21 protein-coding genes are annotated in these 20,452 nt (G+C 70.4%); 10 read left to right on the top strand and 11 right to left on the bottom strand.

Annotated features, from left to right (window positions below; genetic code table 11):
- Positions 1-3 precede the first annotated feature (3 nt).
- Positions 4-780, top strand: a complete 777-nt coding sequence (gene pstB / locus ACWCPY_RS17690) for a phosphate ABC transporter ATP-binding protein PstB (RefSeq protein WP_072488029.1) — start codon at positions 4-6, stop codon at positions 778-780.
- A gap of 158 nt (positions 781-938) precedes the next feature.
- Here the strand turns inward: pstB and ACWCPY_RS17685 are convergent, their stop codons facing one another.
- Both ACWCPY_RS17685 and ACWCPY_RS17680 read right to left on the bottom strand, forming a co-directional pair.
- On the bottom strand, positions 939-1,937 hold the full coding sequence (locus ACWCPY_RS17685) for an anion permease (protein WP_451265902.1): 999 nt from the start codon (positions 1,935-1,937) through the stop codon (positions 939-941).
- Positions 1,938-1,942: 5 nt separating this feature from the next.
- The gene (locus ACWCPY_RS17680) at positions 1,943-2,563 is read right to left on the bottom strand and encodes a DUF47 domain-containing protein (RefSeq protein ID WP_072488031.1); all 621 of its coding nucleotides are present in this window, start codon (positions 2,561-2,563) and stop codon (positions 1,943-1,945) included.
- A 200-nt stretch (positions 2,564-2,763) separates the two neighbouring features.
- On the opposite strand from ACWCPY_RS17680, the gene ACWCPY_RS17675 reads away from it, so the two are divergent.
- Positions 2,764-3,114, top strand: coding sequence for a metal-sensitive transcriptional regulator (locus ACWCPY_RS17675; RefSeq protein WP_326766861.1), 351 nt, complete (start codon positions 2,764-2,766; stop codon positions 3,112-3,114).
- Positions 3,115-3,144: 30 nt separating this feature from the next.
- On the opposite strand, the gene ACWCPY_RS17670 is transcribed toward ACWCPY_RS17675, so the two are convergent.
- Both ACWCPY_RS17670 and ACWCPY_RS17665 read right to left on the bottom strand, forming a co-directional pair.
- Positions 3,145-3,339, bottom strand: coding sequence for a hypothetical protein (locus ACWCPY_RS17670; protein WP_451265899.1), 195 nt, complete (start codon positions 3,337-3,339; stop codon positions 3,145-3,147).
- A 132-nt stretch (positions 3,340-3,471) separates the two neighbouring features.
- Positions 3,472-4,380 (bottom strand): hypothetical protein, encoded by a 909-nt coding sequence (locus ACWCPY_RS17665; RefSeq protein WP_451265897.1) that lies wholly within the window; start codon positions 4,378-4,380, stop codon positions 3,472-3,474.
- A gap of 133 nt (positions 4,381-4,513) precedes the next feature.
- Between ACWCPY_RS17665 and ACWCPY_RS17660 the strand changes: the two genes are divergently transcribed.
- Both ACWCPY_RS17660 and ACWCPY_RS17655 read left to right on the top strand, forming a co-directional pair.
- Positions 4,514-4,741: a hypothetical protein gene (locus ACWCPY_RS17660; RefSeq protein ID WP_451265895.1), complete on the top strand. Its 228-nt coding sequence runs from the start codon at positions 4,514-4,516 to the stop codon at positions 4,739-4,741.
- 94 nt (positions 4,742-4,835) lie between these two features.
- Entirely contained in the window at positions 4,836-6,464 is a 1,629-nt protein-coding gene (locus ACWCPY_RS17655) for an FAD-binding oxidoreductase (RefSeq protein ID WP_451265893.1), read from the top strand.
- Between the two features lie 63 nt (positions 6,465-6,527).
- Here ACWCPY_RS17655 and ACWCPY_RS17650 read toward each other — a convergent pair whose 3' ends face one another.
- From ACWCPY_RS17650 to ACWCPY_RS17620, 7 genes are all read right to left on the bottom strand, one after another.
- Positions 6,528-7,256, bottom strand: a complete 729-nt coding sequence (locus tag ACWCPY_RS17650) for a phosphatase PAP2 family protein (protein ID WP_451265891.1) — start codon at positions 7,254-7,256, stop codon at positions 6,528-6,530.
- Between the two features lie 284 nt (positions 7,257-7,540).
- The gene (locus tag ACWCPY_RS17645; RefSeq protein ID WP_451266109.1) at positions 7,541-8,488 is read right to left on the bottom strand and encodes a C40 family peptidase; all 948 of its coding nucleotides are present in this window, start codon (positions 8,486-8,488) and stop codon (positions 7,541-7,543) included.
- A 216-nt stretch (positions 8,489-8,704) separates the two neighbouring features.
- Positions 8,705-9,307, bottom strand: a complete 603-nt coding sequence (locus ACWCPY_RS17640; protein WP_451265889.1) for a hypothetical protein — start codon at positions 9,305-9,307, stop codon at positions 8,705-8,707.
- Positions 9,304-11,607: an alpha/beta hydrolase gene (locus ACWCPY_RS17635; RefSeq protein WP_451265887.1), complete on the bottom strand. Its 2,304-nt coding sequence runs from the start codon at positions 11,605-11,607 to the stop codon at positions 9,304-9,306. The genes ACWCPY_RS17640 and ACWCPY_RS17635 overlap by 4 nt, the downstream gene beginning before the upstream one ends.
- Positions 11,608-11,890: 283 nt before the next feature.
- Positions 11,891-12,346, bottom strand: a complete 456-nt coding sequence (locus ACWCPY_RS17630; RefSeq protein WP_451265885.1) for a hypothetical protein — start codon at positions 12,344-12,346, stop codon at positions 11,891-11,893.
- Positions 12,347-12,447: 101 nt separating this feature from the next.
- Positions 12,448-14,235, bottom strand: coding sequence for an alpha/beta hydrolase (locus tag ACWCPY_RS17625; RefSeq protein WP_451265883.1), 1,788 nt, complete (start codon positions 14,233-14,235; stop codon positions 12,448-12,450).
- Complete coding sequence (locus ACWCPY_RS17620; protein WP_451265881.1) at positions 14,232-14,621, bottom strand: hypothetical protein; 390 nt, start codon at positions 14,619-14,621, stop codon at positions 14,232-14,234. Before ACWCPY_RS17620 ends, ACWCPY_RS17625 begins: the two co-directional genes overlap by 4 nt.
- A 389-nt stretch (positions 14,622-15,010) precedes the next feature.
- On the opposite strand from ACWCPY_RS17620, the gene ACWCPY_RS17615 reads away from it, so the two are divergent.
- From ACWCPY_RS17615 to ACWCPY_RS17590, 6 genes are all read left to right on the top strand, one after another.
- Positions 15,011-15,766 (top strand): DUF4232 domain-containing protein, encoded by a 756-nt coding sequence (locus ACWCPY_RS17615; protein WP_451265880.1) that lies wholly within the window; start codon positions 15,011-15,013, stop codon positions 15,764-15,766.
- 184 nt (positions 15,767-15,950) lie between these two features.
- Positions 15,951-16,550 (top strand): hypothetical protein, encoded by a 600-nt coding sequence (locus ACWCPY_RS17610; RefSeq protein ID WP_451265878.1) that lies wholly within the window; start codon positions 15,951-15,953, stop codon positions 16,548-16,550.
- 295 nt (positions 16,551-16,845) lie between these two features.
- Positions 16,846-17,694 (top strand): serine/threonine protein kinase, encoded by an 849-nt coding sequence (locus tag ACWCPY_RS17605; protein ID WP_451265876.1) that lies wholly within the window; start codon positions 16,846-16,848, stop codon positions 17,692-17,694.
- On the top strand, positions 17,663-19,048 hold the full coding sequence (locus ACWCPY_RS17600; RefSeq protein WP_451265874.1) for a serine/threonine-protein kinase: 1,386 nt from the start codon (positions 17,663-17,665) through the stop codon (positions 19,046-19,048). The genes ACWCPY_RS17605 and ACWCPY_RS17600 overlap by 32 nt, the downstream gene beginning before the upstream one ends.
- Before the next feature lie 114 nt (positions 19,049-19,162).
- Positions 19,163-19,636 carry an RICIN domain-containing protein gene (locus ACWCPY_RS17595; RefSeq protein WP_451265872.1) on the top strand — a complete coding sequence of 158 codons (474 nt, stop codon included), beginning with the start codon at positions 19,163-19,165 and terminating at the stop codon, positions 19,634-19,636.
- Between the two features lie 102 nt (positions 19,637-19,738).
- Positions 19,739-20,452 (top strand): hypothetical protein (locus ACWCPY_RS17590; RefSeq protein ID WP_451266108.1); only part of this gene is annotated, 714 nt, incomplete at its 3' end.

The raw sequence follows: 20,452 nt of genomic DNA, 5'->3' as shown, positions 1-20,452 counted from the left end.
CAGATGGCCAAGCGCATCGACGTCAGCGGCCTGTCCGCCTACTACGGCTCCCACCTCGCCATCGAGGACATCTCGATGACCGTGGAGCCCCGCTCCGTGACCGCCTTCATCGGGCCGTCCGGCTGCGGCAAGTCCACCTTCCTGCGCACCCTGAACCGCATGCACGAGGTCACCCCCGGTGGCCGCGTCGAGGGCAAGGTGCTGCTGGACGACGAGAACCTGTACGGGGCGAACGTCGACCCGGTCACCGTGCGCCGCACGGTCGGCATGGTCTTCCAGCGCCCGAACCCGTTCCCGACCATGTCGATCTTCGACAACGTCGCCGCCGGCCTGAGGCTGAACGGCTCGTACAAGAAGAGCGAGCTGTCCGACATCGTCGAGAAGTCGCTGCGCGGCGCCAACCTCTGGAACGAGGTCAAGGACCGGCTGAACAAGCCCGGCTCCGGTCTCTCCGGCGGTCAGCAGCAGCGTCTGTGCATCGCCCGCGCGATCGCGGTCGAGCCCGAGGTGCTGCTGATGGACGAGCCGTGCTCCGCCCTGGACCCGATCTCCACCCTCGCCATCGAGGACCTGATCGGCGAGCTGAAGGAGCGCTTCACGATCGTCATCGTGACGCACAACATGCAGCAGGCGGCCCGGGTCTCGGACCGCACGGCGTTCTTCAACCTCGCGGCGGTCGGCAAGCCCGGCAAGCTCATCGAGATCGACGAGACGGAACGCATCTTCTCCAACCCGTCCGTCCAGGCCACCGAGGACTACATCTCGGGACGCTTCGGATAGTCACCCGGCAGCGGGGCCGGCGGACCGGCCCCGCCCCCAGACGGCCTTGAGGTGCTGCATGGCGGTGCCACCGCAAGGCGAAGGGGCCGCCCCCGCTCCCCGCGAAGGGAGTGGGGGCGGCCCCGTTTCCGTACCGCCGTGACAACGGCCGACGGCCGTCAGCCGAAGAGCAGGACCACGACCCCGTAGCTCGCGGCGGCGACCAACGCCGCGGCCGGCATCGTGATGAACCAGCCCAGGATGATGTTCTTCGCGACACCCCAGCGCACGGCGTTCACCCGCTTCGTCGCGCCCACACCCATGATCGCGGAGGTGATGACGTGCGTCGTGGAGATCGGCGCGTGGAACAGGAACGCCGAGCCGAACATGATCGACGCGCCCGTGGTCTCCGCCGCGAACCCCTGCGGCGGGTCCAGCTCGATGATCTTCCGGCCGAGCGTCCGCATGATGCGCCAGCCGCCCGCGTACGTACCCAGCGAGAGCATCAGCGCACAGACCAGCTTGACCCAGACCGGGATCGGGTCGCTCGGGCTCTCGACATCGGCGATGACCAGCGCCATCACCACGATGCCCATGGTCTTCTGCGCGTCCTGCAGACCGTGGCCGAGCGCCATGCCCGCGGCCGAGACCGTCTGGGCGATCCGGAAGCCGCGCTTGGCCTTGTGCGGGTTGGCCTTCCGGAACATCCACATGATCGTGACCATCACCAGGTAGCCGACGACCAGGCCGATGACCGGCGACACGAACATCGGGATGACGACCTTGTCGAGCACCCCGTCCCAGTGCACCAGCGTCCCGCCGGCCAGCGCCGCGCCGACCATGCCGCCGAACAGGGCGTGCGAGGACGAGGACGGCAGCCCGAAGTACCAGGTGACGAGGTTCCAGATGATCGCGCCGACGAGTGCGGCGAAAAGGATCCCCATCCCCTTGTGGCCCTCGGGCGTCGCGATCAGCCCCTCGCTGACGGTCTTGGCGACCCCGCTGCCCAGGAACGCGCCGGCGAGGTTCATCACCGCGGCCATCGCCAGCGCCGCGCGGGGGGTGAGTGCCCGGGTGGAGACGGAGGTGGCGATGGCGTTCGCCGAGTCGTGGAAGCCGTTCGTATACGTGAAGCCGAGCGCGACACCGATGGTCACGATCAGCGCAAAGGTGTCCACGTGGTTCAGGACTCCTTGACCGCGATGGTCTCCACCGTGTTGGCGACGTGCTCGAACGCGTCGGCAGCCTCTTCCAGCACGTCCACGATCTGCTTGAGCTTCAGCACCTCGATGGCGTCGTACTTGCCGTTGAAGAGATGAGCGAGCAGTTTGCGGTGGATCTGGTCGGCCTGGTTCTCCAGGCGGTTGACCTCGATCCAGTACTCGGTGAGGTTGTCCATCGTCCGCAGACCCGGCATCGCCTCGGCGGTCAGCTCGGCCGCGCGGGCCAGCACCTCGATCTGCTGGGCAATGCCATTGGGGAGTTCCTCGACCTGATACAGCACGACCAGGTCGACGGCCTCCTCCATGAAGTCCATGATGTCGTCGAGCGACGACGCGAGGTTGTAAATGTCCTCGCGGTCGAACGGCGTAATGAAAGAGGAGTTCAGCTGGTGGAAGATCGCGTGGGTGGCATCGTCCCCCGCGTGCTCCGCTGCCCGCATGCGCTCCGCGATCTCGACTCGGGAGGCAGAGTCCGCCCCGAGCAGTTCCATCAGGAGTTTCGAGCCCGTGACGATGTTGTCCGCGGACGCGGAGAACATGTCGTAGAAGCTCGTCTCCCTGGGGGTCAGACGAAAGCGCACGTGGGGTCCTCGGGGTGCTTTGGATTCGGTCAGGCTGATGCTAGGCGCATCATCCGGCCACGGCTAACCGGCGTTCTTCAGTGTCGCGCATCGGGCACAGTGATCAGCACGGACCCCCGGTCACGTTTCAGCTGAATTCGTTAGGATATACCCACCAGGGGTATATAAACGCCAGGGTAAAGGGAAAACGGGAGGCAGTAATGACCACCACCGAGACCGCCGGGACCACCGCGGAGACGGAATCCGCCGTCACCGATCACGACCGGGGCATACACGGTTATCACCATCAGAAGGCAGAACACCTCAAGCGGCTGCGCCGGATCGAGGGCCAGATCCGCGGCCTCCAGCGCATGGTCGACGAGGACGTCTACTGCATCGACATACTGACCCAGGTCTCGGCGTCCACGAAGGCGCTCCAGTCGTTCGCCCTCCAGCTGCTGGAGGAGCACCTGCGGCACTGCGTCGCGGACGCGGCGGTCAAGGGCGGCGAGGAGATCGACGCCAAGGTCGAGGAGGCCACGAAGGCGATCGCCCGGCTGCTCCGCACCTGATGGCGGGGGCCCCGGGCCGCGCGGCCACGCTCACCCCCGGCGCTCTCCCTGCCGGGGGACGGTGGTGCACTCGGCGATCGCCCGGACGTTGAGCACCTCGTCGATACGGTCCGCGCTGAGCCGCTCCCCGATCGCGGCCGACGCGGCGATCATCAGCTCACCGCAGAGCTCGATCTCGGCGAGGGCCACATGATCGGATACCGTCCGCGCGCCGAGCGTCACCACGTCACTCACCTCTCACTGCCGTCGCCGGCTTCCTAGCGTAGGGAGCGGAGCACACGCCGCGCATGGCACGGACGGACCATTTCGCCGCCGCCGGCATGCCTATGCCTCCGTCCGCACCCGCCCGCCCCTCGGCTATCGCTGTCGGATCCGCCCCGTATAGATGTCGTGGTCGTCCGGCAGGCCCACGGAGACCGGCACCCCGAACCCGTACAGCAGTGTGGTCGACACCACTTCCACCTCCGGCCCCTCGTTGGCGAAGCTGAACCGGTGGCGCACCTTGCGCAGCCGCCCCTGCTCGTCGAGGTACGCGTCGAACGGCACCGTGCCCGTGCGGAACCCTTTCGCTGCCGCGGCCAGCGCCCCGCGCGACCCGGGCGCGGCCTCGCGCGCCGCCAGCCCGATGTCCGCCGTCCCCCGGTAGTGCCGCACGGGGACCCCGGCGAGCACCGTCTTCTCCACGTACGTCACCTGCCGCGCCCCGCGCAGCAGTTCGGCGGCGGCCAGCGGATCGGTCACCCCGCCGGTGACGAGATTGCCGTCCTCCAGGGCCGTCGTGTCGACCCTGACCCATTTGCCCGCGGGCACTCCGGCTCCGCGGTTCATCATGTAGAGCGCGCCGGGGACCAGCAGTTCGGTGATGGGGCGGTGCTCGTCCTCACCGGCGGCGTCCTTGGGCAGCACGACCGTGAGCCGGCCCCTGCCGTCGCGGAAGTCGTACGAGCCCCGGCCCCTGATGGTCACCCGTGTCCCGCCCGCCGCGGTCTCCATCGCCGTACGCACCTCGGCGGTTCCGGCGACGGCCCCGGAGGCGGGGGCGACCCCGGCCGCGGCCGTTCCGGTCCCGCTCACCGTCCCCGCGAGCACCGCGGCCGCACGGCGGACCGCGTCGAGGGCGTCGGCCCCGCCCCGGTCGTCGGCCACGGCACGGTCACCGCCGCCGGCGTCGCCCGAACATCCGGCGGTCGCCGCCATCACGCCCACCACGGCGAGGGCGCAGACAGCGCGCGCCCCGCTTCCGGACCTGTGCTGCCGCACCACCATCGCCTGCCAACCCCCAACGCCGTAACGCGTGCCCGAGAGGCCCATCCGTTCCGCATAACGACGCCCCGTGTCCCCCGTCACGCCGCCCCCGTCGGCCACACCGCCGGGTGGCCCTGCCCAGTACCGTGGACGGGTGCATGAGCGACACACCGACGAGCTCCCGCCGACCGTCCCCGCCCCCGCCCCCGCCGCGGCACCCACCGGGCGCTCCGGGCACTCGGGGCACTCCGGGCACGAACCCACGACCGTGGAGCGCGGCTCCTTCTGCACCGCACGCTGTGCCTGCGGCTGGTCCGGCCCGGCCCGCCGCTCCAGGGACCGGGCCCGTACGGACGCCGCGGAGCACCGAGCGGCCCCCTGATCCCTCCGGCCGAACCCCACACCCGGCCTCCCGCGCACCCGGCCTCCGCCACCCCCCACCGTCCGGCACGTCAGCGCCAAGACTCGGAGATCCGATGAACCTGCCGCCCCTGCCCGCCCGGCGCACCCTGCTCACAGCGGGCGCCGCGGCCGCGCTCACCGGCGTCACCACCACCGCGTGCAGCGGCAGTTCCGGCGCTTCGGGCGACGCCGGGAAATCCGGCAGCACGGGAAGCACCGGAAGCTCTCCCGCGCCGTCGGCCCCGCCGGCCTCATCGGCCCCGCCGAAGCCCTCCCCCGCCGGGCCGGCGGACTGGTCCGCCCTGGCCAGGAGCCTCGACGGCAGTGTCATACGGCCCCAGGACGCCTCCTACCCGACCGCCCGTCAGCTCTACAACACCCGCTTCGACGGTCTGAAACCCGCGGCCGTCGCCTATGTACGGCACGAGGCGGACATCCGCGAGTGCCTGTCCTTCGCCCGTCGCACGGGCACCCCCGTCTCCATCCGCAGCGGCGGCCACTCGTACGCGGGCTGGTCGAGCGGGGACGGGCGCCTCGTCCTCGACGTCTCGTCACTGTCCCGCGTCGAGCGGAACGGCACGATCGGCGCGGGCGCCAAGCTCATCGACGTCTACCAGGGCCTCGCCCGCAGCGGCCTGACGATCCCGGGCGGCTCCTGTCCCACCGTCGGCATCTCCGGCCTCACCCTCGGCGGCGGCCATGGCGTCGCCTCCCGCGCATACGGCCTGACCTGCGACAGCCTGACCGCGGCGACCCTTGTCACGGCCGACGGCAAGACCCTCGCCGTGGACGCCAAGCACCACCCGGACCTCTTCTGGGCGCTGCGCGGCGCGGGCAACGGCAACTTCGGCGTGGTCACCGAGCTGACCTTCCGCACCCGCCCGGCCCCGCAGACCGTCACCGCGTACATGTCGTGGCCGTGGTCCCGCGCCCGGTCCGTCGTCACGGCCTGGCAGGAGTGGGGCCCGTCCCAGCCCGACGAGATCTGGTCCTCCGTGCACCTCGCCGCCGGCCCCGGAGGCGGCAACCCGACCGTCTCGGTCGCCGCGTTCAGCCTCGGTACGTACGGGGACCTGCAGAACGCCGTGGATCTGCTCGCCGACCGGATCGGCGCCCCCGCCTCCTCCGTCTCGCTGCGCCGCCGCAGCTACCAGGAGTCGATGCTCGTGTACGCGGGCTGCTCGGGCATCACCGACGCGCAGTGCCATCTGCCGGGGACGACGCCCGGCCGCACCGCCCAGGGCACGCTCCCGCGCGAGACCTACGCCGCCGCCTCCGACTTCTACGACCGTTCCCTGTCCCCGGCGGGTGTGCAGGCCCTGCTCGACGGGACCGAGGCGTTCACCCGGATTCCGGTGACGCAGGGCGGCGGTGGCGGCTCCATCGCGCTCACCGCGCTCGGCGGGGCGATCAACCGGGTCTCCCCGCAGTCGACCGCGTTCGTCCACCGGGGCTCGCGCGTGCTCGCCCAGTACATCGGTTCCTGGAACCCCGGTACGCCGGGCAGCGCCCAGCAGGACTGGCTGAAAAACACTCATGCCGCGATGCGGCGGCACGCGTCCGGAGCGGCGTACCAGAACTACACGGATCCGGCGCTGACCGACTGGCGCCGGGCCTACTACGGCTCGGCGGCCGAGCGGCTCGCCGACCTGAAGAAGCAGTACGACCCGGAGCGCCTCTTCGACTACCCGCAGGCGCTCTGACGCACGGTCGCCTCCCCGTGGCGACCCGGCCCGGCCCCGCACGGTCGGACCGGCAGGCCGGCCCTAAGCGGCCAGGTCCTTCTCGCCGTCCCCGCCGCCGGTGCCCGGTCGCGGCTCGGGGATCCCGAACGCCCCGGCCGGGTTCCCGACCCTCTGCGGAACCGGCCGGCGCGAGCGTACGAGCCGGCCGAGCCGGTCCGATCGCGAGACGGCCGCCGTCAGCGGGGTCAGCAGCATCATCGCCAGCGGGGCGAGCAGCAGGGCGACGGCCGTGCCGAGCGCGAATCCGCCGATGACATCGGTCGGGTAGTGGACACCCATGTAGATCCGGCAGAAGCCCTCCACGAGGGCGAGCGCGATCGCGGCGATGCCGAACTTCCGGTTGGCCACGAAGATCCCGACGGCCAGCGCCATGGCCATCGTGGCGTGGTCGCTCACGAAGGAGAAGTCGTTCTTCCCGGACACCAGGACCTCCAGCCCCTGGTGGTCCTTGAACGGGCGGGGCCGGTGCACGAATCCACGGATCGGAATGTTGATCAGGAGCGCGATCCCGGCTGCGAGCGGCGCCCAGACGATCCCGGAGACCGCCGCCACCGAGTCGTCGGCCGTGCCGCGCCGGCGCACGCTCCACCAGCACCACAGGACCACCAGGACCATGCCGAGCATGATTCCGTACTCACCGACGAACTCCATGACCCGGTCGAACCAGGTGGGAGCGGACTTCGCGAGTCCGTTGATGTCGTAGAGCAGGCTGACGTCGGGGTTCGACCCATCCAGTGCGAGTCCAGCCATCTGCTGCGGCCCCTTGCCTTGTCTGCTGCTGCGGGCACACCGGTGTGCACCGCTTTGACGAACCCCCGTGTCGGTTCGATCGCTGCGTGGATCACTACTGCGTAAGTCGGTGCTGCGCCGCACGGTCGATGCGCCGTCGTCCCGGTCCACCCAGGGAACGACGTCCCCTGCGCGGGCGTTCCGCTCTCCACCGAATGATCACCATGACGTTATCGAAGAGTGACTCATCGCCGCAGCTCAGGGCCCAGGCTTCACGGAGAGTTCCGGCCACCGCCGTCACCGCGTCATGCCCTCGGAAGGGCCGCGGCCCCGTCCTTGGTCACGCGCGTCGCGCCGAAGTAGTCGGGCGCGTCGATCTTGTCGAAGCGGATCACGGCCCCGGTGTACGGAGCGTTGATCATGTACCCGCCGCCGACGTAGATCCCCACGTGATGGATGGCCCGCGAGTTGCCCAGGTCGTTCGAGAAGAACACCAGGTCGCCCGGGAGCAGCTCGTCGCGGGAGGGGTGCGGCCCGGCGTTGTACTGATCGTTCGCCACCCGGGGCAGCTCGATGTCCACGGTCCGGTACGCGGCCTGGGTCAGCCCCGAGCAGTCGAACCGCCCGTTCTGCTCGGGCGTGCCGTTGCCGCCCCAGAGGTACGGCGTACCGAGCTTCTTCTGCGCGAAGTAGATCGCCCCGGCCGCCTGCTCCGAGGGCTGTACGCGGCCGACGGGCCTGGCGAAGCTCTTCTCCAGGGAGCGGATGATGGTGACGTAGTTCTGCGTCTCCGAGATGTCGGGAATCCCGCCGGACCGGATGACCCGGTACGCGCCGGCGTTGTACGCGGCCAGCATGTTGTCGGTCTGATCCCCCGGCACCTTCTTCACGTAACCGGCCAGTTCGCAGTCGTACGAGGCGGCGGACGGAATCGCGTCGGCGGGATCCCATACGTCCCGGTCGCCGTCGCCGTCCCCGTCGATCCCGTGTCCGGCCCAGGTGCCCGGGATGAACTGGGCGATGCCCTGCGCGGCGGCGGGACTCTCGGCCCGGGGGTTCCAGCCGCTCTCCTGGTACAGCTGGGCGGCGAGCAGGGCCGGGTTGATGGCGGGGCAGAGGTTGCCCCACTTCTGCACCAGCGACTGGTACTTCGCCGGCACGGCCCCCTTGGCCAGCGCGACGGCGCCGCCGGAACCCGCGAGTCCGGCGGCGGCGGAGTACGTACCGACGACGAGCAACGCCACGAAGCACATGGCCATGCCTACACCGATGCCACCGACCACCCAGAATTTCCGCACCCCTCAACCATCCCCCATCGAGGACGCGTTCATGGGCGTTTTCGACGGTGTGTGCGAGTCTTCCGGGTCATACGGGGTCATCGGCCCGCCGTTCCGGCGCACGGAGCCACGGGACGGGCGCACCGGGTGCACCGGCCGGATCAACCGGCGCACCCGGACGAAGAGCGACCGTCAGGACGCCCCGGCGGACCAGTGGTCGGAGCGGACATTGGGACTCGGCGGCGGGTAGACGCCCTTGTAGGCCGGTCCGTTCGGCTTGGACGTGGAGTCGGCGACCTTCGACTCCTTCACGCAGGGGGTGTCCGCCTCGAAGAAGACCTGCCCCTTGGCGCGCACGCTCACGCTGATGCCGAAGCCGTCCTTCGTCACCGCGTAGACCGCCGGGAAATCCGCGTCCGTGTTCTTCGCCCTGATGCGGTAGTCGCTCGTCCGCCAGAACTCCTCGACCTGGTCGAGGAAGCCCTGCCTGCGGTCCGCGGACACGATGGTCATGACGGTGCGCCTGCGCGTCACGTCGCAGCTGCCCTTGGTCGTCAGGCCGTGTGCCCACTGCACCTCGGGGTCGATCTTCTTCAGCACTGCGTCGAGCATGCTGTCGGCCCGGTCGGCGGCCTCCTGCATGTCCATGTTGTTCCCCTTGGTGCCTTCGGAGCCCGCGCTTCTGGTGGTCGTGGTGTTCGCGTCGGCCCCCGGGTGCGCCTTCTCGCTGCCGCAGGCGGACAACGTGAAGCCGACGGCCAGAGCCACCGCGACGATCTGGAACCTTCGGCTCATCGGTATTCCTCCATCTTGAGCCGGTCGGCGTGCCCCGACACGATAAGAGCAATGCTGTCGGCGGACACGGCGTCCCGTGACGGGGTGAAGTAGTTGGAGTGCGAATCAAAGCTCATGGGCTTGCCGGGATCCACCGGGAACCGCCGGGCCCCGAACGCCTTGCTCGCCGGGTCCTTGCCGAACCAGAGGTCGTCGTCGCCCGGGTCGGCCAGGTCACCGGCGATGTAGGAGCCGGCCGGTCCGCCCAGGACCATCCCGATCGCGCCCACGACGACCTGCGTCTTGGACGGGAGCTTGGTCACCGGGTCATTGGCCGCGGCGCCGACGAAGACGTGCTCGGCACCGACGCCGAGGTCCACGGCACGGTCCACGCCCACACCGGGGCTGCCGACCAGGATGATGTCGTCCACCCCCGGAATCCCGCCGAGGCGCTGGGTCGCGGCACCGACGGTGCGCGAGCCGTAGGAGTGCCCGATGGCCGTGATGTGCGGGTCCTTGTTCTGGTTGGTCGCGACGATACCGCTCATGAAGTCGTTGTACGCCGCGCCGCCCTTCTCCGCCCGCGCGGTACCGGCGACCGCCAGGCTGTGCAGCCCGTCCGGCGTCTGCGGGGCGTCGTACCCGAGCCAGACGATCGCCGCGCTGGACGGGTCGTACCCCTGGGCGCCGATCGCCGTGTCGCGGGCCCGCTTGAGGCCGCTCTTGGCGAACTCCTCGTCGAGGGCGGTGTTCAGCCCCGGCACATAGGCCGACACGTTCTTCGAGGTGTCGGGGTTCCCGTAGGAGACGATCGCCCGGCCGTTGCCCTCGTCGCTGATGCCGATGAGGTACATCGGGGGCTGGCTGCCCTCCTTCAGCTGACGGTCGATCTCCCGCAGCCCGGCCAGCTGCTCCTTCGACTTCTTGTCGGTCTGGCCCTCCAGCTTCGAGATCAGATCCGGCAGGTTGCGGCGGTTGGCCGTGTCCCGGTCCGCCACCGGAATCCCGTCCAGGCTGCCGATCTGGTCCGGGGAGAGCTCCAGGTACCGGTCACGCTGCTCCTGCGTCAGCCCCTTCCACCAGGCCTCTCGGCCGGCTGCGCTGGAGCCGCGGGGGATGCGGTCGTTGAGGTACTGCCGCTCCCCGTCCCGTACCGCCGACTCGACGCGGGTGCCGGAGCCGGGCAGCCCGGTGAGTGCGCTGCCGCCTCCGCCGGAACCCTTGGTCAAGTCCCAGGCGGCGGCCACGTACTTGCCCTTGTCCCACTTGTCGCCGGCCTTGTTCGCGGCCTGCGCGTACTGGTCGACGACGTTCTTCGCGGTGTCGACGGGGTGCGCGATCGTGTCGATGGCCCCGGTGACGTCGCCCAGCAGACCGTCGTCACCGACGACGCCGGTGAGGAAGTTGCCTTCCGAGCGGGGGGTGGAACCCGTGATCGGGTCTTGTCTACCCGCGTTGACTCCTACAGAAGAACCACCGGTTGCATCCGAACCACCAGCACCACCGGCACCACCGGCACCACCCGAGGCCTCGGATCCCGCGGTCCCATTGCCGCCGGAGCCGCTGCCACCGGACCCACTGCCGCCGGTTCCACTGCCACCGGACCCACTGCCGCCGGTTCCACTGCCACCGGTCGCATCCGCCCCGCCGGAGCCCGTACCACCGGTCACGGTGGCACCTTCGGTCCCGGCGCCACCGGAGTCGGCACCGCCGCTCCCGTTGCCGTTCCCGTTGCTGCCACCGGCGATGGCGCCGGGCGGCGGGCAGGCGCTTCCGGTCAGCTGGCAGATGGCGTTGCGGAGTTGGCCGGACACCTGCCCGCCGATCCCGGTGGCCACGAGCCCGCCGATGAGGGCCACGACCACGAGGATCATGCCCAGGTACTCCATCGCGGTCTGACCGTTGTCCCGGCGCCACTTGATCATCCGCTTGAGGACGCTGAACGGGTGGTGCTCGACGCGCTGTTCGGGGGCGAGCCGGAACCAGGAACGCGAACTGGCCCGGCACAGAAGGACGATGACGGTGACGGGCAGCACCAGCTGCGTCACGCCCCGCCCGTTCTCCGCGTCGTTCAGCGTCGCCAGCGCCCCGAGCGTGAGCCAGGCCTGCACGGCCAGGAGCCCACGCCAGATCCAGACGCCACCGGTGCGCAGGTACAGCGACAGCACGAACCCGGCGATCCCGGGGAGCGACGCGTACAGCGCCATGCCCAGCAGCCGGCCGTCCACCGCGTCGACCGACGAGGCCACGACCAGCACGTCGAACGCACCGACGACCGTGAGGACGAAGAGCAATCGGACGAGAATCAGTACCGCCTGCAAGGGGCGCGACAGTGGTTGTCTACCCGGAGGGACCTCGGCGGCGCTCAAATCAGCACCGCCCGGTACCGCTAGTTCTCGTATGCCCGACACGGCGAGTCTCCCCAGCTTTGTGAGTGGGTGCAGCGACAGTTCCCCCCGGTACTCCGTATGCGACCACAACAAAGCGGGGCCCGGCATGGGCCCCAGGGCCCAATGCCGGACTCAATATCCGGGCCCTGCCCCACCAGCCCCTTTACCCCCACCGATCGCCCTGTTACGGGTCATTGGGGGCGGTGACGTTGCGTCAGGAGACTTCGGCTGACCAGAAGTCGGAGTGGATGTTGGGACGAGGAAGGGGATAGACGCCGTCGTAGCCGGGTCCGTTCGGCGGTGTAGTGGATGCAGCGACCTCCGATTCGTCCACGCAGGGGCTGTCCACCTCGAAGAAGGCCTGGCCTGCGCCGCCGATACTGAGACTGACTCCGAAGCCGTCCTTCGTCTGCGCATAGATCGCCGGAAAATTCGCGTTCTTGTTGACGGCCTTGATTCTGTACCCGCTCCGACGCCAGAAGCGGTCCACAACGCCGAGAAGATTTCCCCTCCGCCCCTCGGACACGACTGTCATGACGACACGCATACGAGAAACATCACAGCTACCAGCACTGGTTGGCCCGTGTGCCCATTGGACTTCCGGCTTGATCTCTCCCAACACGGCATCAAGGATCCGATCAGCGCGATTTGCCGCATCCTGCATATCCATGCCTCCCTGCCCTCCCGGACTTGACGAAGTAAGTCTTTCTACGCATCCAGAAAGCGCCAGCGACAACGCCATCGCTGCGACAACAGCCCGAACTCGGCTCCTCACCGGGGCTCCTCCATCTCGATATCACGAGACTTCCCCGCCGCGATCAGCGCGATGCTGTCTGCGGACACGGAGTCCTTCTCCGGGTCGAAGTACTGGGAATGCGCATCGAGCGAAAGGCCGTGCCCACCGACAAGGAGAGGCCCTTCTTTGACCGGGAAACGTCGAGCGCCGAAGGCCTCACTCGCCGGATCCTTGCCGAACCAGAGGTCGTCATCCCCTTGATCGGCAGCGTCCCCCGCCAAATACCCGACCACCGGACCAGCTGCGATCGTCGCCACGGCACCCACGACGACCTCCCGCCCAGACGGGAGCTTGGTCACCACGTCATGCTGAGCCGCCCCGACGAAGACGTGATCCTTTCCGACCCCGAGGTCCTCAGCACGATCGACACCCACCCCCGGGCTGCCGACCAAGACGATGTCGTCGACCCCTGGAATGCCATGGCCATGTTGCGTCGCAGCCCCTACCGTGCGCGAACCGTAGGAGTGGCCGATTGCCGTCAGATGCGGATCCCCCGTTTCATTGGTGGCCGAGATTCCATCCATGAATCCGTTGAAGGCAGCACCACCCTTTTCAGCCCTCCCGATTCCCATCACCGAAAAACTGTCGACGCCATCCGGTGATTGCGGTGCGTCATATCCGAGCCAAGTGATGGCCGCAGTGGAGTGGTCGTACTTGTGGGCACCCTTCGCAAGGTCCCAGGCACGCTTGACGTCACCTTTGGCGAACTCCTCATCCAGTGAAGTGTTCAACCCAGGAACATAGGCGGCCACGTTCTTGGCCGTATCCGGATTACCGAAAGAGACAATCGCCCGCCCGTTCCCCTCGTCCCCGATGCCGAGCAGGTACATCGGCGGCTGCGTGCCCGCCCACAACTGACGATCGATCTCCCGCAGCGCCGCCAACTGCGCCTCCGACTTCGCGTCGTCCCGCCCCTCCAACTTGCCCATCAACAACTGGATGTTGTCCCGGTTCGCCGCATCCCGCACCAGAGCCGGAATGCCGTCCAGGTTGCCGATCTGGTCCGGGTACACCGCGAGGTACTCCTCGCGCTGTTCGTCCGTCAGGGCGGCCCACCACGCCTTCCGCTCGGCCGGTGTCGCGTCGCGGGGGATCGCGTCCTTCAGGTAGCCGCGTGCCGCGTCCCGGACCGCTGCCGCGTCGCCCGCCGCGTCCTGCCAGGTCGAGTCCGGGACCTTCAGGCCCTCCTCGGCCTTCAGCTTCCGCAGAATGCGGGCGTACCGCCAGTCGATCTCGGCCGCCGTCCGCACGGCCTTCGCCACCCGGTCCGCGACGTCCTGCGCCTTCGCCACGTTCGGGTTGGGGGCGACCAGGCCCGAGGGCGTGTGCAGTCCGGGTGCCACGGACCCCACCGTCGCCGTGCCGCCCGGCAGCGGTCTGCCGTCGATCAGGCCCTCGCCCGCCGCCGGGTACGTCACCGAACCGTCCCCGTGCACGGTGAACTTCAGGGCCTCCGCGTCGTCCAGCGCCTCGCGCAACGCCCGCTGCTGAGCCCGCAGTTCATGGGCCATGCTGTTCAGCGCCGTACGGAGCAGGCCGCACTCCGTGTAGACGTAGCCCAGGTTCCTGCTCATCTGCCGCAACCGTCCGACCGCCGCCTTCGCCGCCTCGCCGTGCTGCGTGTCCCGCAGGCCGGTCAGCAGCTGGGTCTCGATCCGGTCCCGGCCCGCGTCGGCGCGGTTGCTCGCCCTTCCCCACCCGTCGGCCGCGCCCTCCAGCTCGCCGCACTTCAGGTCCCGCAGCTGCGCCCAGGTCAGGGTCATCGCGCCCCGCCCCGCCCCGCCGACGCCACGGGCCCGAAGGCCGACCTCACGGTCTCGTTCGTCTCACCCTGGGCCCGTGCGACGTCGCGCAGTTTCCCGGCCAGTGCCCGGCACTCCCCACGCGCCGCCTCGAACCTCCGCGTCCACGACTCCCGCACGGCGTCCAGTTCCGCCGGCGCGGTCAGCCCGCCGGTCCCGGCGAGGAGGCCCTCGTGCGCCGTCTCCAGTTCCGACTTCACCGGACCGAGGTGCGTGCACATGCCCTCCGCCCCTCCGGCGGCCCTCAACCACGCACTGTCGCTGTGCTTCAGTACGTCCCCGCCGCCCGCCAGGTCGCTCAGCCGCTGCCGGCCCCCGGGCTGTCCCACCACTGCCACTGCGCCCACCCGTTCCTTGATCGCGGAGCGGCACTGTGCCAAATCCGGGGCCCGCGACACGCCCACGCGTCCGGGCGCCGACGGTCGGGCGGGCCCCGGTTCCCGGGCGTCCCAACGCGGGATCGCCGGGGGCGGATCACCCGAACGGTGGACGGGCGCCGGGCCCTGCCCGCGTCCGGTGCCCCGCCTCCGGCCAAGCCGCCGCCCACCGGGCCACAGACCGCACGCGGCCCGCCCACGAGTCCGTTGGAGCGGCATTTCGAGGACGTCAGCAGGACGTCAGTGAGGCATCAGCGGAACGTGAGCGATCCACACGATGCTTTGGATGTCAAGAGGTCAGAGAGAGCGGCTCGCCGCAGGATCCGGGCCTTGCCTCACCCTCGTCCTGGGAGAAACTCATGCGTAAGCTCCGCACCCGCAAGCACACCGCCGCTCTCGGCGCCGTCACCGCGGTGCTCGCCCTGTCCCTCACCGCCTGCGGCGGTGACGACACCGGCACGAAGTCCGCCGGCTCGGCGGGCGACGCCGCATCGGCCGCCGCCTCGACCGACTCCAAGTCCACCGACACCTCGAAGACCACGGACGGCTCGAAGTCCGACACCACCGCGCAGAACACCGGGGCCACGAAGACGGGCACCTCGAAGGCGGGCACGTCCGGCGGCACCGCGAACGCGGGCGGCAACACCAGCGACAGCTACGCCTACAAGCACCCGTGCAAGAGCTCGGACCTGTCGGTGCGCGTGTACCCCCGCGAGGGCTCGGCCACCCAGCACGTGATCGAGATCAACAACACCGGCGCCAACTCCTGCGGCCTGAGCTATTTCCCGCGGGTCAGCCTGGGTGCCGCGAAGGCCTCGGACCACAGCGGTGACATCATCCCGGCGGTCCCCGGTGGCCTGGGCGGCGCGCCCGCGTACCCGGTCAAGCCGAAGACGGCCGCCATCGCGGTGATCGACCTCAACCCGGGCGGCAAGAACGGCGTGACCTGGGTCGACGAGATGAACGTGCTGCCCGACGGCGACCACATGCCCAACGCGGAGACGCAGAACTTCCCGCTCGGCCCCGACGTCAAGGTGGGCGACGCCAAGCTCGGCCTGTACCGGAGCACGGTCGCCGAAGCCGTGGCCTCCATGCAGTCGGCGGGCAAGTCCTGACCCACCCGGCACCCGACACCCGAGGGCCCGGATCCGACGTGATCCGGGCCCTTCGCGTCGACCGTGGGCGGAGGCCTCCTACGCCGCGCGGAGGAGAACGCCCAGCCCTACGTCCTCCTCCCGGGAGCACGGAACCGCCTCGGGGGACGACGAACGGCGCCGGGCGGCACGACACGCTGTTGCCATGGAAACCAGACGGACCGCACCGGCCGACCCGCACGCCGACTCCGTTCGTCCCGCGCCTCGTTGGGCAGTGAGGGCCGCCCATCTCACCGCCCTCGTCGTGCTGCCGACCGGCCTGTGGCGCATCGCGCTCGTCCTCGGATTCCCGTCCGGCTACACCGCCGAGGGGGTCGCGGGCTTCGAGACCCCTGGCGCAAAGGCGTGGATGCTGTTCCTGAGCGTGACCTGCGAGCTGGTGGCCCTCCTGACCGTCGGCCTGGTACGCCCCTGGGGCGAAGTGCTGCCACGCTGGATACCGCGCATCGGCGGGCGCACCGTCCGCCCCCTGGCCGCCGCCGTGCCGGCCCTCCTCGGCTCCGTCGTCCTCACCGCCCTGTGGGCCCCGATGCCGTGGTGGTGGACGTTCCCGCACAAGGACATGACACACACCGGCCACGTACTCGTCGGCATCCTCTACCAGCCGCTCGTCCTCTGGGGGCCGCTGGTCGCCGCGGTCGCCGTCTCCTACTACCGGCGCCGCCGCCACGCGGTCACCGGAGCCGCCCCCCGGCCCCGTACACCGCTTGCACCGCCTACACCGCGTACACCGCACAGGCGCTAAATCGAGCCAGTTAGCCGAAGCGGGCAACCTCGCACTCCGCGCCGAACGCCCCCTGCCGAACGCCGAGTTCCGCGCCCGCCGGTCCTGTCCCGCGCTCTCCTCACCGCACAAGAACCTGAAGCTGGGCGCCCAGTGCGCGCACCCCCCGACGGCCGTTCCGGAATCGGCTCCGCACCGCCGCGGACGACCTGACGACAGTCCGAAAACGACCAGAATCCGGACGGGGACCGCCCCCTGGGATGGGTAACGTTCGACCGGTGCGGTAGTCGTTGCCACGGGGGACGAGGTGAGGGCAGTGAGCGGCATTGTTGTCCATCTGCCACGGGTGGGCGGTGACGTCGCGGGGGCGCCGGGCGGTGCCCCGGTGACCTTGCGGCTCGGCCCGGGGGAAGTGGCGCGTTTCGGGCGGGGCTCGGCGACGGTCCCGGTGGAGCTGCGCCTCGACGACGAGGCCATCTCCCGGCTGGCCGGCGAGATCCGGGTGACCGACGACCACTGGCAGCTCAGCAACCACAGCGCGACCCAGAGCTATCTGGTGGAGAACCCGGAGGGAGCGGGAGAGTATCTGCGGGTCCCGCCCCGGCGGGCCGGGGCACCCATTCCCTTCGAGTTCTCCCGGGTCGTGCTGCCCACCCGCCGCGGCACCACCGTCGCCTTCCAGGTGTTCGCGCCCGACCACGTCTATCTGGACCCCGACGGCATGGCGGGCCAGTGGGGCAGCCGCACCGTCATGGCGTACTCACTGGACGAGACCGCGCTCTACTTCCTGGTCCTGGTCGCGCTCTGCGAGCCGCGGCTGCGCGACGAGTCGCCGGTCGCGGTGCCGACCACCCCGCAGATCGTCGAACGGCTCAGGGGACACCCCGCGTGCGGCGGTTTGAAGGCCCGGGCGGTCAGCTCGCACATCGACTACCTCGCCGAGGAGAAGATGCGGATCAGTACTCCGCCCGAGCACGGATGCGGCGGAGCGCGCCGCAACGGGAAGCGGGAGGCCCTGGTCGGGACCGCGCTGCGGTTCGGACTCGTACGGGAGGAGCATCTGGCGCTGCTGCCGCCCCGGGCCGTCACGGGGCTCCGGGACCGGGAGGCGGTCCGGACCGGAGGGGGAGACGGTGCGCGGCCGGGGCGACACATCGGGAAGTGACCGTACCGAGCCGCTGCCGCGCGGCTACCGGATCGGCGCCTGGGAGGTCACCGGGCCGATCGCGTCCGGCGGCTGGGCGACGGTGTACGCGGGCCGCCCGGCGGACCCGGCGAAGGAGCCGGCGGAGGTCGCGCTGAAGATCCTGCCGACCTCGGGGCTCGCGCCGCGCCAGGCCCGCAAGGTCGCGGAGACCGCCCGGCGGGAGGTCGAACTGGATCGCCGGGCTGGCCACCCGCGGCTGATCCGCCTGCTGGACTCCGCCGTGATCAGCGATCCGGACCGGGCGTTCCTGGACGGTGCGATCGTGCTGGTGATGGAACGGGCCGAGCGCAGTCTGCGGGACCTGTTCGATGCCGGGGGCGCGGAGGCGGACGTGGCCCGGCTGTTCGCCGAGATCTGCGAGGGCCTGGCCCATCTGCACGGCAGCGGCTGGGTGCACGGCGACCTCAAGCCGGAGAACATCCTGCTGATGGCCGACGGTGCGCTCAAGCTCTCGGACTTCGGGCTCGCCACCGAGCTGACCGGCACCGACGGCACCCACGGGTACGCCCCGCCGATGGGCACCCTGGACTACCTCCCGCCCGAGCGCTGGCAGGCCCCGCTCGGCGAGCACGGCGTGGAGATCCGGCCCAGCGCCGACATCTGGGCCCTGGGCATCATGGTCCACGAGGTGTTCGCCTCCGGCGCCTCGCCGTTCCCCGGTGCGACGCCGGTGGCGCGCGGCGCGGCGGTGCAGGAGTACGCCGCCGGGCGTGCGCCGCTGCGGATCGACGGCGCGGTGCCGCCGTTCTGGCGTGCCCTGGCCATGGACTGCCTGGCCCCGAACCATGCCGACCGCGCCGCGCACAGCGCCGAGAGCCTCCTGGCGCGCATCGCCGCACGGTCGTCGCCGCCCCGCCCGGCCCCCCGCCGGTGGGGGATGCGCGCCGTCCTGGTGACCGTCGCGGTGTGCGCGGTGGCCGCGACGGTCTGGTCGCAGGCCGTCGGCGGCACCGCGTCCGGCGCCGGGGACGAACCGCCGGGCCGGCTCAAGGTGTTCAACGCCGACGACGTCTGCCGGGAACGTACGGACCGCAGCCCGCAGTGCAGTCTCGGCCTGGCGATCGACCCCCTTCGGCCCTACACCGTCGACAACGTCGTACCGACCCGGGTGTGGCACGGTGACGTCCTCGCCGTCGACTGCCGCCTCCCCCAGGGGGTGCCCATCATCGACGAGTCGGACGCCAGTTCCACCGAGTGGTACCGCGTCCGGCTGCCGGCGGGCTCCGCCGCCTCCTCGGCCTGGCTGCCCGCCGTGCGCACGGCGGACCACCCCCGCGTTCCCGACTGCCCTCGGCCCACGCCTGTCCGTTGAGTGTCGGTGCTCGCGTCGCGGGCTGTCACTCCGGATCGTTCCGGATGTCCTGCCCGACGGTCCGACGGCTACCTTGCGGACCCACAGCCACCGCGAAGGAAGAGGGAACAGCCCATGCGCGGCACGCGCTCGCTCCTGCTCGGCGGGGTCTTCGTCCTCGCCTCCCTGGCCGCGCCGCCCGGCGCCCTGGCCGCCGAGAACGGCTCCGCGTCCCCCGCGCGGGTCGCCGACGCCACCCAGAGCTTCCGCAATCAGGCCACGGGCCGTTGCATGGACGACACCGACAACGGCTTCCGCACCTGGAGCTGCAACGGCAGCGGTCCACAGCTGTGGGACGTGAAGGTCTGGGACGACGGAACGCGCCAGCTGCGCAACGTCAACACGAACCGCTGCGTCGAGGACAGCGACAACGGGTTCCGCACCGTCGGCAGCTGCAGCTCCAGCCCGGAGCAGAGCTGGTGGATCAAGGTCTGGGACGACGGCACCGTCCGCTTCCAGAACCAGGCGACCCTGCGGTGCATCGACGACAGCTCCCTGGGCTTCCGCACCTGGCCCTGCAACGACACCCCGTACCAGAGCTGGTTCTGACACCCGCGCCACCGCGACGCGGACCCCAACCCCCTTTCCCGCAAGGCTATTCCGACGCGAAGGAGCAGTCAGGTGCGTGGCTCGACCCAACGACGACGTGCGATGTGGAGATCAGCGGTCCTGCTGGTCGTGGTGACCGTGACCGGCCTCGGCAACCCGGCCTTCGCCAAGGACGGCGGCGACGTGCCGGGCCCGCTCGGGAACTCCGCCCCGGCCACCCTGTTCTGCGACATCCCGCCGGACCGGGACATCGCCGTGACCCGCAAGGTGTACGAGGTCGGGCAGCGCCGCGGCGTGTCCGACAAGGTGATGCTCGCCGGCTTCGAGACCGGCTGGGTCGAGTCCCGCATGAACAACCTGGCGTGCGGGGACCGGGATTCGCTCGGCGTCTTCCAGCAGCGGCCCTCGATGGGCTGGTGCGAACCCGCCCAGTGCCTCGACGTCGACTTCGCGGCGAACAAGTTCTTCGAGGTCGCCCAGCAGATGGAGCCCGACTGGGACACCGCGGGCGAACTGGCCCAGGCCGTCCAGCGCTCCGCCTACCCGGAGCGCTACCCCCAGGCGGAGGGCTACGCGCGGGAGCTGATGGCCGAGGCGTTCCAGCCGTACGGCACGATCGGGACGAAGTACGCCGATATGGGCGGCCCCGGCGGCCCGCTCGGTCCGCCGCTCCGCGCCGAGGAGAACTCCTCGCTGGGCGGACGGTTCCAGCTCTTCGGGAACGGGATCATCCTCTGGCACCCGGACGAGGCCCACGCGATCTACGGCGACATCCTCACCAAGTTCTGGGACACCGACGCCGAACGCCGCTGGGGC

This window comes from Streptomyces sp. NPDC002403 (genome assembly GCF_053593015.1).
Note: the sequence above shows the minus strand (reverse complement) of the source record. Positions and strands in the feature narration are given on the sequence as shown.